Genomic DNA, 15,598 nt, shown 5'->3' on the forward strand with positions numbered 1-15,598 from the left:
ATGAATCTCACAAACTCAAAACGCGCTTCGGTGACAGCCGGCCGGCCAGCAGGTCGAGCAACGCACGAATGTTTCCTTTCAGTCGACCGGCGCGATCGATGTAGGGTTCCGGGCGAAACGTCTTGGCGACGTTGGCCACGACGTTGCGGCTCATCAGCTTCAGCGCCTTGCTGCTCGAGCAGGTGCCCTTGCGAATCAGATAGAGAGGGTTGGAAACCTGCGAGTAGCCGAGCCGGCGACCCGATTGACGGCTGGACTTCACGCCGAGGTGGACGCCGCGCGCGGCATCGATCTTCACAATCCGGCCATATGCCGCCATGCGACGGCTGAAGTCGACATCCTCCAGCCAGCCGTAGAGTGGCAGGGTCTCGTCAAACTCCAGCCCCCTCGCGCGGACCACGTCGATGCGTATCGCCATGTTGCAGCCGTAGGCGCTATAGACGTTCTCGATCTCCCGCGTCGGCTCCGCCTGACCGTCTTGCTGCAGCGTCTTGAGCGCATCCTCGAAGGCGAGTCCGGGACCACGAATGCCGTCGGCGACAACATGTCCGGTGCCAACGACGACATCGGGCCTTGTCATAAAGGTCCGTTCGACAGCCTGAAGATAACCGGGACAAGGCACGAAATCGTCGTCGAGGAAGACGACGAGGTCGAAGGCCGCGCCCGCCCTGAGGATTGCATTACGCTGTATCGTCAGGCCCCGATCACTCGTGATGCAGCGAAGTCCCGGATGTGCTGACTCGATCCCTGATACGTCGGCTGGCGATGCGCCGCAAACGATGACCGCGTCGGCAATACGCGTCTGCACGCGCAAGCGTTCCAGCAGGCGCGCAAGAATGAGGGGGCGACCCGACGTTGCAATACCCACTACAATCCTGAGCGGCGGATGGTGCACGCGTTCTTCGGACCAATTGGAGCCTGTGCCATTCATTCGGTTGCCTCCGCGGGTCCGAGCGGCTTTCTGGCGTACGCCCACACCATGATGGGAACATCCGGCTCGTTGCGCAGCGAGCCGAAGAAACCGCGCTTGCGCCATGCTGACAGGTTAGCCTTAAGGCACGAACGATTGCCCCAGGCGAAGGTCTGGATCCCGGCTTCGGGAAACCCTGCCTCCTGCAAGAGGCAGGAAAGCCCCTCGGACGTCCACCGGTTACAGTCTATCGGCGATGGGTGATAGCGAACCAGAAACGGCGTAGCGATGAGGAAGTGGCCGCCTGGCCGCACCATCTCATATACATTGCGGGCAGCACGTGTCGGCCACTTCAAATGCTCAAAGACCTGGTCGGCGATGACCAGATCAAACTGATCCGGCAAGACATCCTTGCAGATATCGAAAGTCGGATAGCTCGTCCCCATGAATGACTCGAAGGCAAACCTGCTTTTCCATTGCGAGCCGGCCGACACCTCCAAAACACGAAGTCGCTCCGGTCCCAACCGCGTGATGAACTCGAACGCATGCCGATACATCGCCACACGCACCCAGTCGGTCGTGTCATAGCCAATCGCTTCGAGGTACCTTTTCATCGCTGCCTTGAGTCGGGGACGACTTCGAATGGCTGACAACACAGGAGTTGCTGAAGGTTCGGCAAACGCGCTAGTGGTCATCACTACCTCTCTCTGCCCGGCAATCGTCATGACCAGGTCTTCCGAGCAATTGCAGGAACGCGATTGAGAACGGCACCGAGCACCTTGCGGCCTGCAAGATTGAGTTCGATCACGCCGTCTCTTGCCTGGTCGACTGTCGTTTTCCCGAAGTCGACCACGATGATCACCTGGTCAATGTGGGAACTGAGCAGCTTCCAATGATCCGACGACAGCAGCGCTGGCAGATCGACGATGATCCGTTCGAACTCCAGCCGGGATTGCGTGAGTACTTCCGTCGTCCGTTCCATCAGGAGCCGATTGGTTTCGCCCGGCTCGAGGTAACTTTCGGCAGACGGCAACAATGCCAATGCAAGAGCACCAGGCCCGACCGCTCGCTCGGACTCCTGTCGTCCATCCGGCTGCGACTTTGTCGTCGTTCCGGCAGCCAGCTCCTGACTCAGTGTCCGGCTGTCAGCGCAGCTATCGACCAGAATGGTTCGTGCGCCGCTCCGCGCGTATTCATTGGCCAGGCATGCCGCAACCGTCGTCGACCCCTCTCCTTCGCAACAGGCGATCACGCCGATGCACAAGACATCCGGATTCGCCGTCAGCGACGCGATAGTCGTTCTTAGCCTTCGAAGATCGGTCTTCACCGAAGCGCTCAGGCGGCCGGCCGCAATCCTGCTCAAGGTACCCGCAGCGTCTCGGGCCGCCGCGCTCCTGCTGAACCACCGCAGCTTCCCTTCCCGCCAGATGCCCGCCTCTGAAAGATCATTGATCGCACCAAGGGGGGCTATTCCGACATTCGTGTTCAGCTGCGCCAGGGAGCGAACGGCGCGATCGCCAGTGAGGCGTACCGCCGCAAACGCCGTTCCACTCAGTCCTCCCAGAACAACCGCGAATGCAAGAACGAGCGAGGTGCGTGGGCTGCTCTTTCCCAGCGGGGCCGACGCCCGGGAAATGATTCTTACATCAGCGTCCGGATAGCTGATGCGCTGCAGCGTCTCGTTATATTGGCGCTGGAAATCATCGTACATCTTGCGATAACTGGTCGCGATGCTCTCGAGTTCTTCGAGCTTTGCTCGAGCGTCCTGGCTGGAAAGGGAGTCGCCGACGGAGCGGAAGCGGTTAACCCTGCGCGCCGCCTCGAACGCCTGCTGCTGCAGGGTCTCCAATCGCTCCGAGAGCCACTTGCCCTGCTCCTCTGCGAGTTTGGACTTGGCCTCGACTATCGTTCTGATAAACGATTCGGCGATTTCATTGGCGATCTCTGCGGACGAGTTCGGATCGGCGGACGAGAAGGCAATCTCTATGACTAAAGACTGTCCGATTCGTTTCGTTGACAGTTTGCCAGCAAAGCGTGACGCAACCTCACGAAATTCCGTCGTATCTGGAGGACCGGCCTCTCCTGCTGCGGAAGCCGTCGAAGTTGGAGTAAGCCGGGCCAGGACAGTTTGGAAAAGCGAAGGTCCGGTCGCGAACTCCGTCCGCTGCTCAAGTTTCAGCCGTGAAATAACCGAATTGGCGACCCGGTCCGACTTGATTACCTCCATCTGGCTCTCAACGCGCGACTGATCCGACGTCATCGTCGGAGGCATTGGCGCTGCATTGAACAGTTCCGCTCCCCGGTTGGGGTCAATGATGACACTGGTCGTAGCCACGAATATCGGCGTCGCCAGCAGAAGATAGACCACAGCGGCAGAAACGGTCGCTGCGATGAAAGCAGCAATCGTCTTGCGGTTCTCCAGGAGAAAGGCGGCAATGTCCCAGACGCCGAACACCTTGTCATTCGATTCCGGATAGTGCGGCTGTCTCATGAACCACGTCCCTGCAGCGTGAAATGACCCACGGCGATCAATGGATTGCTTTTCACCAACGCCGGAGCCGCACGCTCACGCAGTTGTCGCCCGCTAGCGGCAAGCGCAAAGAAGATGAAAAAGAGAAATCCAAGATCGACGCTACCAGCCGATATGCAGGCTGAGCCAAAGAGAGCGAGGCATGCATGCAGGCCTGCACGCGCGACAACATCCTCAAAAGAAATCGGCCTTCCCATAGTGAACACCGATGCCAGCGTCACGACGAACAGGAGCAAGCCGAGAACGCCCGTATTGGCGAGCAAGGCGACCACAAAGCTGGACGCCCGGACACTCCCGAGCCCGGCGCCGAAGCCCGAAGTGTCCCAAAAGTTCTGCAGCGCGAAGTAATTCCAGCGCATGCGCTCAATCCCGGACTGGCTTGCCAGCTTGTTGAAGACGGCTGCATCGTACAGGCCCGCCACAGCCGACCAGATCGAAGGCACGAACAAGATGACCACTAAAAGCAGGAACGGGATCATCGAGACGATAAAAAGATAACTGCAGTCCCTGCCGGTGGCCTGTCCGTTGGCGAGCTTCACAAGCGCACCGACCAGCATGAGCGACGAGAACATCGCCAAGGATCCATAGGCCGTCGTCGAAGTCGATAACAACAGCGATACTGCGAGAAGCAGCGCGAGCGATCCGGTGATGCGAGTGCGGAACCCGTACAGCCAAAGGCTCAGGGTAAATGCGTGGAAGCCCAGCGCCGCATAGCCGAAGGCGCCGGCTTCGGTGAATGTGCCGACGATGCGTTTGAATCCGCCGATTTCACCGGACTCGAGCATCCGGTAGTTGGCATTGCGGAGCCAGGAGAGCAAGAATCCGGTGTCGGTATAATGTGTGGCGACGTCGGCCACGGCCGAGGCGAGCAAGACCACCGCACACACGATCAACGCATTTGTGATACCCCTCGCCTGATCCCGGACCATAAGCGCCCAGGTGCTCATGAAGCATCCGAGATCCGCGATGAGATAGAAGGCCTGCGTCGCATTGGCGGCCCGAGGCTTCAACGGAAGACTGACGATACCAATGTCGGCGTCGTTTCGCGCGAGCGAGTAGGCGTAGGTCAGGCCTTGAAACAGCCGCGGCATGAAAAATGCGGTTGCAACTGCGTAGATCGTGAACAGCAGAACCCAGAAACCGGGCCCCGCCGGCGCAAGACTCTCGAGCGCTGCCGTGCGCAGACGCAGCCGCAGTGCGAACGTCATCGCAAGAAAGATGGCGACTACCACGACCGGTGGGACGCTTGCGTCGCCCAGCGCCGGAACCTTGAACGCAGCCGCTGCCCCCAGCAGGGTAGCCAGGGCCATCACCCAGAACGCCGCGATTGGGCCCTGCCACAGCACCCAGAGGCCCGCCAAAATTGTGCCAATGCCGATAATCTCGATGGTCATGCGCGAACCTTGCTGAGACGCATTGGGTTCAAGGCCCGTTCGGAATGTTCGATCAGCTTTGGCCGCGTCTCCCCCTTGAGCAGCCCCACCAGACCATCGATCGATGCCCCCGTTAATGTGAGTACACGCTTATGCTGGACCTCGCAGATCGTCTCGGCCCGCGCAGCGGCCAGGAGCTCCGGCATTATCTGCACAGCGTCATCGCTGAACTCCACCAGGTACCGGCTCCGTCCGACATTCGCAAAGAACGCCGCGAGCTTTGGGTCCCAACTCAATCCGACGTGCGCTACGCGGTAGGAGTATGCCAGGATGCATGCGTGCAGCCGGTGCGCGATGACCGCATCGAAGCTCCCCACCAGCTCCGCGAGTTCCCGGGGTGTCCTGCAGTCTGGCGCGCGCGTCAGCCCATCGTCACCACGGAACGAACCAACGACACGGTCCAGGCAAGTCCGGTCTTCCCGAGCTCCGTTCGAGAAGCAGGTGACGTCGTATCCCGATGCCAGCAGTCGCCTGATCAAGCTTCGATAGAGACCCATAACGGTCGTATCATCAGACTTTCCCTCCCCGTGATGTTGCAGAATGACCGGATGGGTCATCCCGACGCCAATAACAGGGCGCTTGCGCTGTCGCCGCACACTTGATGGCCACACCTGAGACGCCATCAGGCCGGGATCCGGCGTCACGACGACGCCCTTCACGCGACGCTGGCGTAGCCGTCTCGCAGAATCGCTGTCGCGCACGCCTGCGAATACCAGCAGGTCCGCATGCAACAGTGACGAGATCAGTGCTGCACCTCGTCCGGAGCGGCTTTCGGCGACACCTAGCCCAAACAAGGCGATCGGAACATTGTTGCGCTTGCACTCCGCCGCCACAATCGACAGCTTGACCGGGAAGTTGAGGTCGCCGTCCTGGATTAGCTGGCCGCCACCGACAATCGCGAGATCGGCATCGCGTAGCGCTTCGCGCCAGACCGGTCGGCATTTCCTCCATATCTGAAGGCGAAGGATTGCCTCTACCAAAACATCGCGCAGCAAGGCGGGCATCATCTGCAGTGCCTTCAAGGCAAGGACACGACGGCCTGACCTCGCCGGACTGTCGCGATCGGTGCGTCCGGCAAGATCCAGAGCTTCAATGCCGACATCGGGTAGCCGCCGCCGAAGCTCGGCTTCGAGGCATTCGGCAATCACCCCATCACCGAGGTTCGGGCTGTACTTAACGTTGAAGGTGACAACCTTCATGATACTACCACTCAACATCGTAACAGAGTGCGATTCATCCGCCCCAGAACCTGCTCGCATGGACAACGCGCGCTCCGGCGCCGGACGGATTCTGATTCTGGTGGCCGCTAGCAACTGTCGCGTTTTCGCGCAATGCCCGTTCAACCGAACGCCTCATTTGGCGCTTGAAGCGCTCCTTACTGAAGCCGGCTGCATGCCGAACGATGTCGGTGGCGGAGAAGCTGATCGTCTCGGCGCGCGTGATCGCCTTCCCAAGCGCCTCCGTGGTCTGCTCCGAGAACAGCACGCCAGTAACGCCGTCGATAACTGTTTCGGTGGCGCCGCCGCGGCCGAATGCGATGACGGGCCGGCCGCTCGCCATCGCTTCGACCGGAACGATGCCAAAGTCCTCTTCACCGGGGAAAATCAAAGCAAGGCAACGCGCATAGTGATGCCGAAGGACTGCAAATGGCTGCGGTCCCATAATCGTGACGTTGGGCCGCGCGTGCCGCTTGAGAGTATCCAGCATCTCACCGCCGCCTATAACGATGAGCCTCTTGCCAGACGCGTTGAAGGCGTCAACGACCAGGTCGGCCCGCTTATAGGCAACCAGTTCCCCCACCATCAGATAGTAGTCGCCGACATCAGAAGCCGTAACCTGCTCGAAGGCGTCGACATCGACTGGTGGAAAGACAACATCGGATTCGCGGCGAAAGTATTTCCGGATACGCGATGAAACATTGTGGGAGTTGGCAACGAACAAGTCGACCCGAGCAGATGACCCCTGATCCCAGTTGCGCAGGTAGTGAGAGAACAGCGTCATCGCGGCGCGCGTCAGCAGGCCGGACGCGGATCTGTAGTCGTGGTACATGTTCCAGATGTACCGCATCGGGGAATGGCAATAGCAGACATGCACCGCATGCGCGGGAGGAATGATGCCCTTCGCGGGACCGGACTCGCTGCTGATGATCAAGTCGTAGCCGCGAAGGTCGATCTGCTCGAGCGCAAGCGGCATTAGCGGCAGATACTTCTTGTACCATAACTTTGCCCGCGGCAGCTTGGCGATGAACGACGTGACGATTCGATGGTTGGCAATCGCCGGGGAGATGGACTCCGGCACCACTACATGCGTGAAGATGTCGGCCGATGGATAGAGTTCGCAGATGGCTTCGAGGACCTTCTCGCCGCCGCGCATCCCGACAAGCCAATAGTGGACTATTGCGACCCGCATCAGTATGTGCCCTTGGCCGTAATCAGCACCGGCACAGTCTTCGCGATGATCTTTATGTCATTCCAGAACGACCAGTTCTCGACATAGTCCCGATCGATGGAAACGCGGCGCTCGTAGGAAACATCGTTGCGTCCGCTGACCTGCCACGCGCCGGTTAGACCAGGACGCGTCAGCAGATAGTGCCCCGCGCTCGGTCCGTACATTGTGATCTCTTCGACGACCACCGGCCGCGGACCCACGATGCTCATGTCGCCTCGAAGAACATTCCAGAGCTGTGGCAATTCATCCAGACTGGTTTGACGCAACACCAGGCCAACCGCAGTCACGCGCGGATCGCACTTTAGCTTGCGCGTTTCGGCCCACTCCCTCGCAGCCTCGGGATAATCACGAAGGTGCCGCGCCAGCACCGCGTCGCCATCCATTGCCATTGTCCTGAACTTCAGACAGCCGAAAGTGGAAGAACGAAAGCCGACGCGTGGTTGCCGGTAAAGAATGTTACCGCGATCCATGACCTTCAGAAGCAATGCAATGAGGAGAAAGAGCGGTGCGAAGGCCAGAAGCGCAGACGAAGAAACGAGAATATCAAGTAACCGTTTCGGTACGCCCCCGATCGGGTACCTTGCCGATCTCTGCTTGATGCGCCTGTCGATGAGTAGGCCGACTTCTGTGGTCGCACTCTTCGGCAACTGATACAACTGCATTAGCTTAAGCTCCAATGAGGGACCTTCATGCAAGCCGTCCTCATTCCGCGGCTCGCGCCGCGGTCACGAGTGGGTCTCGCTAGTTGGTCTCGCTTAATCGGCAGTACCGGGAACAAATCTCTCGGTCAGCCCGCATCGCTAATAAGTGCGCAACTATTGTTGTTAATTAATGCGTAACTATTGGTGCATCGCAACTTGATTATTCTAACCCACTAATGCGCGATGCTTGTGCATATTGATCGCTCAGTGTGCACGCACCGCCATCGATCTCACGCTCGGGAGCTAGCGCATTCGCGGTAGAGTGATCACGTACACGCTGTATCAAAAATTTTTATTCCGAGAGAAACCGATCCAAAATCAGCTCGAAACTGAACTGAAGCTTGGTCTGCAATCCGCATTTGCGATCCGCACCTAGCTTCATTCGTGAACTGGTACGGTTCTCGCATGCCATAAGCGCGCGTAAAAATTTCTGAGAATGAAATCGGGGGGAGTGGAACGTCTCGACGACGTTTTGGACGTAAACGAGGCCCCGTATGCGTACCGACCTCTCTCGCTGCTTCAAAGACGAGTGTGCTGCGCTCGAACTTGTCGAGGCCTGCATCTGGCCGAACGGGGTTGTGTGTCCACATTGCGGCGAAAATAGTCGAACTAGTCTCCTAAGAGGATCCAGCACCAAGACCGGCACGCGCAAGTGTTATGGCTGCCGAAAGCTGTTCTCGGTGCGAACAGGCACAATGTTCGAGTGCAGCCACGTCCCATTTCACAAATGGCTGAAGGCTCTCTTCCTGACCGGGTGCGGCACGGAACCTATCAAGCCATTTCAGCTCAGCCGGGCTATCGATGTCTCCTTCAAGACCGCCGCCCTTATGATCGCGCAGATCAACCAGTCTGCCGTCGCGTGCGGAATACGAACTTCTGAAGATAAAGCCGAGACTACTCTGCCTGCGCACGAGCGCTCCACGCTGGTTCCGTCGGAGTTCCCAACGGCTGGAGAACCGCAAATCTCGACCGTGAACTCACACGCATAGGCCTCCGCAGGAGCCAGCCTCGATGCAAAAGCTACCTGAGGTCCCGGATTTCGAGCCAGAGAAGCAAGATAGCGACACAAGCTCGGAACTTTATAACGACGATCTTATTGCGCAGTTCAAAAGCCGCCTGGGGCAACTCCTGCGGGCTGGCCGGCCACGAAAGCGCTCGCCCCGCAAGCAGAACGACAAGTCAAACGGGGTGGGCAGGAATGACTGACCGCCAATGCGATGTGATCGTCGGCCGGAGGCCGTCGAACTACAATAAAGCTTCTCGGCGATGAGCACTTTGCGCCAATACATTGCCATGACACGCACCTGGCGGGCGCAATTTCTCATCCGAGCCCATCCGACAAAAGACGAGATAAGGCGGCGCCGACATCCGATTGGCGCGGCGGATCGGCCCCGGCCCGCCCGCATGTGAAGGCCGCGCAAATCGAGGCAAACGACAGCACTCGACAAAGCTCATCGGAATTCATCTGCGACAGGGGGCGGGTTTTGATCCTTCCGATCGCACGCAAAGCGAATAGGAGCGCCGCTTGAAAACTGTCGCCAGCCCCAATGCTGTCCACCACATCTACGGCGGGGGCCTGAACCTCAACTGCGCCTACACTTCCATGCCACGCCTGCGCTCCCTTGATCCCACGGGTGACAACAACCAGGCCGGCGCCCGCCTCGATGAGCGACCTGGCCTTTCCCGCATAGTCGTTGCCGCCGTATAGAAATTCAAAATCGACATCCGACATTCGCACGATGTCTGCAGCGGCCGCAAAAGCATTCATCTGATCGACGTAGTGCGCCTTATGCCTGACCAGATTGGGCCGGCAATTTGGATCGAAGGAGATGGTGATCGAGCCGGCTGCGTCTTCGATCATCGCCAGCGCCTGGGCTGCCCCGTTGTCGTTGGCAAGCGTGGTCGATCCGACATGAATCGCTTCGATCTCGTCGAAGGGGATGGAGCCCTGCCGATAGGTCCAGTTTCGGGACGCCGTCGCCTCGTCATAGAACGCATATTGCGGCTCGCCCGCGATAGTGCGGACGAAGGCAAGGGTCGTCTGGCAATCGCTGCGCGTCACGTAGCGAAGGTCGACCTGCGAGGCCGACGCATGATCGGCAATCATGCGGCCGAAGAGATCGGTGGAGATGCCGCCCACAAACCCCGCCGGCGCGCCGAGACGCGCCATGCCGACGGCGATGTTGAGACAGGATCCTCCGACAACTGGCACAGTCGCGTCGCGTCCATCCACGGACTTGACCGGCAGGAAATCGACCAGGGCATCTCCGCAACTCAGCAGCATGGCTTTAGTTCTTCGTATCACGTCTGGCGATCGATGCGATCCCCTGCATCGCATGACGGCTGTCTTGCTCCAGCTTTCGCATCAGCCCGTGAACCCGCCGCTTTGTCCGGTGGAAATCGGCTAGTCCCGGCGGTGTCTGTTCGCTCAGCCGGCCGATCGCGGACATTGAGGCCATCGCCTCACCGATTGACCCGCAAGACTTCGCCGCAACCGCGCCCAGCATGGCGGCGCCGAGCAGCACGGGCTCCTGCGTTTCGGGGACCGCAACGGTCAGGCCGGTTGTATCCGCCATGATCTGGCGAACCAGCGGACTTCGTCCTGCGCCACCGCTGATCACCATCATATCGCTGTCCACGCCGTGCGCTCGAAAAGCTTCGACGACATCGGCAAGTCCATACGCAAGCCCGCACAGCCCGGCCACGAACAGCCGCTCCATCGAGCCGATGTCGACGTCGAGATCCATGCCTGCAACGACCGCGCGGGAATAGGGATCGGCAAAGGGCGACCGGTTGCCGAGAAACTCGGGCAGAACGTGGATGTCACGGGCCAGCAACGCCGCCCCACCCAGGCTCGCGACGCCCGAGACGATGCGCCGTTCGAGAAATTCCAGAACTTCCATGCCGGCGGAGTGCGCGGTCGCGACGGCCTCGCTGTAAGCGGGATGAGACCTGACGAGATGATCGATGGCGGCACCGGCTGCGGACTGTCCGCCCTCGTTGAGCCAGAAGCCGGGCACCATTCCCGAATAGTAAGGACCCCAGACGCCAGGGACGAAGCACGGCTCACGCGTCGTTGCCATGATGCAAGCCGAGGTCCCCATAATGTAGGCAAGGCGACGACACACATCGACCGGCTCACCCGACTTCCCGCGCCCACCGATCGTGCCCACGCCGCCGGCGTGCGCGTCGATCAGCGACGCGGCGACCGGCGTGCCTTCGAGAAGTCCCAAATCCCGTGCCGCGGACTTCGTCAGGCCGGCACCCAGCGACGTGCCGGGTGCGACGATCTCCCTTCCGATTCGCGCATATTCGTCCGAGGCAAGATCGCCAAGACCAACGCGCTCGAAATAGCCGCGGCTCCAGCGCTGATCCTGGGCAAGATAATTCCATTTGCAGACGACCGTGCATATCGACCGGGCCGTTGATCCGGTGGCGTGAAACGAAAGATAGTCGGCAAGGTCGAAGAAATGGCCCGCGGACCGATAGGTCGATGGCAGGTGCCGTTTAAGCCAAAGCAGTTTTGGAATTTCCATTTCCGGTGAGATCGAGCCGCCGACATAGCGCAGGACCTCGTCCTGCGTCTCGTTCACCTCGCGCGCTTCGGCCATAGCGCGATGGTCCATCCAGACGATGACGTTCCTTCGGTCGTCGCCGGAGCCACTTACGGTCAGCGGATGGCCGCCGGCATCGAGCACCACGAGCGAGCAGGTCGCGTCAAAACCCAGGCCCTTGACCGTGGAAGGCGGAATGGCTGCCTCTCCCATCGCGGCGCGAACCGACGCGGCGCATGCTGACCATATCTCGGACGACGACTGTTCGACGACACCGCCCGCTTCGTGCCATAGCGTGATCGGATGCCGGGCGGTCGCCAGCAAGGTTCCTTTCTCGTCAAACACTCCGGCGCGGGCACTCGACGTTCCGACGTCGATGCCGATGAAGGCCTGCTGCATTGCAACCCCGCTTCAGTTCAGCGCCAGCTCACCAGCACGTATAGCCTCCGTCAACGAGAACAACACTCCCGGTCATCAGGCTGGCGGCGTCAGACGCCAGAAACAGGACGACCGATGCGATCTCGTCGACCTCCCCCATTCGGGCCATCGGCGTACCACCGATCCAGGCATCGTACATCTTCGGGTTGCTTTTGACGAATGCATTGAGAGGCGTGGTGACATAAGTCGGCGCCACGGCGTTGACACGGACGCCGCGTGCCCCCCACTCGGCCGCGAGCGATTTGGTGAGATGGTGCACCGCGGCCTTGGAAGCGTTGTAGTAGCACTGCTCCTGCGGTTTGTTGACAATGAAGCCTGACATCGACCCGATGTTCACGATGGAACCGGACTTTGCGTCCAGCATGTGCTTGCCGAAGGCGCGACAGCACCAGAACGTGCCGTTGAGATTGACGTCGATGACATTGTTCCAGTGTTCGTCGGCAACTTCTTCGGCCGGCGTCTCGCTTCGCGCAATGCCGGCATTGTTGACAAGGATATCGATGCCGCCGTAGCGGGCTGCCAATTGGTCGGCGACCTCGGTAACGCGCTTCGAGTCCGTTACGTCCATGATGACGATCTCGGCATCCAGGCCTTTCGCCTTCAGGCTCGCGCACCCGGCATCGGCAAGTTGGGGGTCGCGATCGGCGATCACGACCTTCGCTCCGGCCTCCGCCAAGGCCTCCGCGCAGGCAAGGCCGATTCCCTGGCCGGCGCCTGTAACAACCGCCGTTTTTCGGTCCAGTTTGAATTTTTCCAGATACATCTTCTTGTTATTCCTGTTTTCCTATCGCGGCGCAGCGTGCCGTCCGCTCATGCCGCTATCACCGCGCCGTCCTTGTCGAAGCGGTGCAGCCGGGTTGGATCGGGCGAAAGCCAGATGCGGTCGCCGGCCTTGAGATTGAATTCTCCGATGCAGCGCGCCGTCAGCAGACCGAGCTTGCCGGCGTCGACATAGAGGAAGGTGTCGCTGCCCAGATGCTCTGCGACCGACACGGTGCCGGGCCAACCCTCTCCCTCCTTGCCGATCCTCAGGTGTTCGGGCCTGACGCCGAGCGTGGCGACGCCGGGTTGGCCTGCCGCCTCGCCGGATACAAAATTCATCTTTGGCGACCCGATGAAGCCGGCGACGAAGAGATTCGCCGGGTGCTCATAGAGTTCCAACGGCGAGCCATATTGTTCGATACGGCCGGCGTTGAGCACGACGATCTTGTCGGCCATCGTCATGGCCTCGACCTGGTCATGCGTGACATAGATGGCGGTGGTCGCAAGTTGCTTCTGCAATTTGGTGACTTCCAGGCGCATCTGGACCCGCAGCGCTGCATCGAGATTCGACAAGGGCTCGTCGAACAGAAACGCCTTGGGCTCGCGCACGATCGCGCGTCCGATCGCCACGCGCTGGCGCTGTCCACCGGATAGCTCGCGCGGCTTGCGGTCCAGATAGGGCGTGAGATTCAACGTGGCGGCCGCGGCCTCCACCTTGCGGTCGATATCCGGCCGCGGCAGGCCGGCCATCTTCAGGCCGAACGCGATGTTGCCGCGGACGCTCATATGCGGATAGAGCGCATAGGATTGGAATACCATCGACAGGCCCCGCTTGGCCGGCGGCACGTCCACCACATTCTTGCCGTCAATCAGGATTTTCCCGCCGGTGACATCCTCAAGCCCGGCGATCAGGCGCAACAGCGTCGTCTTCCCGCAGCCGGACGGCCCAACGAACACCACGAAGGAGCCGTCTTCGATATCCAAATTGGCATCCTTGATGATGTTGACCGGCCCGAACGATTTTCTGACTCCCTGCAGCGTTATCTGGCCCATGATCTCTGGTCCCCTTGCTATTTGACGGCGCCGAAGGTCAGTCCACGGACAAGCTGCCGCTGCGTGAACCATCCGAGAATGATGATCGGGGCAATGGCGAGCGTTGAGGCGGCCGACAGTTTTGCCCAGAACAGGCCCTCGGGACTTGAATAGGACGCGATGAATGTTGTGAGCGGTGCTGCGTCCAGGGTCGAAAGATTCAGTGTCCAGAACGCCTCGTTCCACGCCAGAATGAAATTGAGAAGAAGCGTCGAGGCAAGGCCCGGGATGGCCATCGGCGTCAGAACATAAACGAGTTCACGTCCGATGGTCGCACCATCCATCCGCGCCGCCTCCAGAATATCCTTCGGGATTTCCTTGAAATAGGTGAAGAGCATCCAGATCACGATCGGCAGATTGCCGAGACAAAGGATCATGACGAGACCGGCGCGCCTGTCGAGCAGCCCGAAATCCCGGTAGATCAGGTAAATCGGAACCAGCACGCCGACCGATGGCATCATCTTGGTCGAGAGCATCCAGAGTAGAACATCCTTGGTGCGTTTCGTCGGCGCGAACGCCATCGACCAAGCCGCCGGAATGGCAATGATCATCGCAATCAGCGTCGACCCGCCGGCAATGATGATCGAATTGAGCGCATGATGAAAATAGTCACTGCGCTCCTGCACTGTCGCGTAGTTCTCAGTGGTCCAGTGAAACAACAGGAATTTTGGCGGCATCGAGAACGCCTCGAGCTCGGTCTTGAAGCTCGTCAGCACCATCCACAGGATGGGCAGGAAAATCAGAAATCCGAACAGCCACGCCGCAGCGGTGGACATCCAGACGCGCCTTGCTGTCACCTTGCGTGCCATCGCCTACGCCTCCAGATTCCGTCCGACGATCCGCACCAGGAAGAACGCGACGATATTAGCGATCACGACCGCGACCAGTCCGCCGGCTGACGCGTTGCCGACATCGTACTGGACCAGCGCCTGCGTATAGATCAGGAACGCGATATTGGTGGTCGCGAGGCCCGGGCCGCCGCCAGTCGTAACAAAGATCTCGGCGAACACGGTCAGCAGGAAGATCGTTTCGATCAGGATGACTACGGTGATCGGCCGCGCCAGATGCGGCAAAGTGAGATAGATGAAGGTCGAAAGTGCGCTCGCCCCATCCATCTCGGCCGCTTCCTTTTGCTCCTCGTCCTGGGATTGCAGCGCCGTGAGCAGAATGAGGGTGGCGAACGGCAGCCATTGCCAGGCCACGATCAGGATCACCGCGAACAAAGGCACATCGTTGAACCAGTCGATCGGCGTTGCGCCCACGAGTGTCGCGACCCAGGCGAACAGTCCGGACACCGGATGCATCAAGAGGTTCTTCCAGACCAGGGCGCTGACGGTCGGCATCACGAAGAACGGTGCGATCACCATCAGGCGGACGATGCTGCGCCCGACCACCTGCTGATCGAGCAGCAGCGCCAACGGCGTGCCGAGCAGGATGGTGATTGCGAGCACCGATCCGACCAGCACCAGCGTGTTCCGTAGTGCGGTCAGAAAAGCGGGATCGGTGAGAAAATATCGAAAATTCTCCAGCCCGACGAAGCTCCAGGTTTCCGCATCGAGTAGGCTGTAGTGCAACGTCGAGAAGTAGACCGTCATTGCCAGCGGGACGATCATCCAGATGAACAGCAATGCGACGGCCGGCGTCAGCAGGGCCCTTCCGAGGACCTGGGTTTGCTGCGTTGCCATCGCCGCCTCCTGTTATCTGGGAAAGGAGATGGGGCTGCCGTCGCT

General features: G+C 60.0%; 14 protein-coding genes. 1 reads left to right on the forward strand and 13 read right to left on the reverse strand.

Going from position 1 to position 15,598, the window contains the following annotated elements; genetic code table 11:
- Window positions 1-7: 7 nt before the first annotated feature.
- Genes V1286_RS24270 through V1286_RS24300 form a run of 7 tightly spaced genes read right to left on the reverse strand, consistent with a single transcriptional unit; the run spans window position 8 to window position 7,983 of the window.
- Window positions 8-931, reverse strand: coding sequence for a glycosyltransferase family 2 protein (locus V1286_RS24270; RefSeq protein WP_334483590.1), 924 nt, complete (start codon window positions 929-931; stop codon window positions 8-10).
- On the reverse strand, window positions 928-1,635 hold the full coding sequence (locus tag V1286_RS24275) for a methyltransferase domain-containing protein (protein ID WP_334483593.1): 708 nt from the start codon (window positions 1,633-1,635) through the stop codon (window positions 928-930). Before V1286_RS24275 ends, V1286_RS24270 begins: the two co-directional genes overlap by 4 nt.
- Window positions 1,632-3,401: a GumC family protein gene (locus V1286_RS24280; protein ID WP_334483596.1), complete on the reverse strand. Its 1,770-nt coding sequence runs from the start codon at window positions 3,399-3,401 to the stop codon at window positions 1,632-1,634. Before V1286_RS24280 ends, V1286_RS24275 begins: the two co-directional genes overlap by 4 nt.
- A complete protein-coding gene (locus V1286_RS24285; protein WP_334483598.1) occupies window positions 3,398-4,834 on the reverse strand; it encodes a hypothetical protein in 1,437 nt (478 codons plus the stop codon). The genes V1286_RS24280 and V1286_RS24285 overlap by 4 nt, the downstream gene beginning before the upstream one ends.
- Complete coding sequence (locus V1286_RS24290; RefSeq protein ID WP_334483600.1) at window positions 4,831-6,072, reverse strand: polysaccharide pyruvyl transferase family protein; 1,242 nt, start codon at window positions 6,070-6,072, stop codon at window positions 4,831-4,833. Before V1286_RS24290 ends, V1286_RS24285 begins: the two co-directional genes overlap by 4 nt.
- Before the next feature lie 34 nt (window positions 6,073-6,106).
- Complete coding sequence (locus V1286_RS24295) at window positions 6,107-7,282, reverse strand: glycosyltransferase (protein WP_334483603.1); 1,176 nt, start codon at window positions 7,280-7,282, stop codon at window positions 6,107-6,109.
- The gene (locus V1286_RS24300; protein WP_334483606.1) at window positions 7,282-7,983 is read right to left on the reverse strand and encodes a sugar transferase; all 702 of its coding nucleotides are present in this window, start codon (window positions 7,981-7,983) and stop codon (window positions 7,282-7,284) included. The genes V1286_RS24295 and V1286_RS24300 overlap by 1 nt, the downstream gene beginning before the upstream one ends.
- A gap of 533 nt (window positions 7,984-8,516) precedes the next feature.
- Between V1286_RS24300 and V1286_RS39005 the strand changes: the two genes are divergently transcribed.
- Window positions 8,517-9,011 (forward strand): transposase, encoded by a 495-nt coding sequence (locus V1286_RS39005; RefSeq protein ID WP_417021178.1) that lies wholly within the window; start codon window positions 8,517-8,519, stop codon window positions 9,009-9,011.
- Between the two features lie 332 nt (window positions 9,012-9,343).
- Here the strand turns inward: V1286_RS39005 and V1286_RS24305 are convergent, their stop codons facing one another.
- The 6 genes from V1286_RS24305 to V1286_RS24330 are packed head-to-tail and all read right to left on the reverse strand — an operon-like array spanning window position 9,344 to window position 15,553.
- Complete coding sequence (locus V1286_RS24305; protein WP_334483608.1) at window positions 9,344-10,306, reverse strand: carbohydrate kinase family protein; 963 nt, start codon at window positions 10,304-10,306, stop codon at window positions 9,344-9,346.
- Window positions 10,307-10,310: 4 nt separating this feature from the next.
- The gene (locus tag V1286_RS24310) at window positions 10,311-11,975 is read right to left on the reverse strand and encodes an FGGY-family carbohydrate kinase (RefSeq protein WP_334483610.1); all 1,665 of its coding nucleotides are present in this window, start codon (window positions 11,973-11,975) and stop codon (window positions 10,311-10,313) included.
- Window positions 11,976-12,003: 28 nt separating this feature from the next.
- Entirely contained in the window at window positions 12,004-12,777 is a 774-nt protein-coding gene (locus V1286_RS24315) for an SDR family NAD(P)-dependent oxidoreductase (RefSeq protein ID WP_334483612.1), read from the reverse strand.
- Window positions 12,778-12,824: 47 nt separating this feature from the next.
- Window positions 12,825-13,829, reverse strand: coding sequence for an ABC transporter ATP-binding protein (locus V1286_RS24320; protein ID WP_334483615.1), 1,005 nt, complete (start codon window positions 13,827-13,829; stop codon window positions 12,825-12,827).
- A gap of 17 nt (window positions 13,830-13,846) precedes the next feature.
- On the reverse strand, window positions 13,847-14,677 hold the full coding sequence (locus V1286_RS24325; RefSeq protein ID WP_334483618.1) for a carbohydrate ABC transporter permease: 831 nt from the start codon (window positions 14,675-14,677) through the stop codon (window positions 13,847-13,849).
- Between the two features lie 3 nt (window positions 14,678-14,680).
- Window positions 14,681-15,553 (reverse strand): carbohydrate ABC transporter permease, encoded by an 873-nt coding sequence (locus tag V1286_RS24330; protein ID WP_334483621.1) that lies wholly within the window; start codon window positions 15,551-15,553, stop codon window positions 14,681-14,683.
- Between the last annotated feature and the right edge of the window lie 45 nt (window positions 15,554-15,598).

It is taken from the genome of Bradyrhizobium algeriense, assembly GCF_036924595.1.
GTDB classification, from domain to species: domain Bacteria; phylum Pseudomonadota; class Alphaproteobacteria; order Rhizobiales; family Xanthobacteraceae; genus Bradyrhizobium; species Bradyrhizobium algeriense.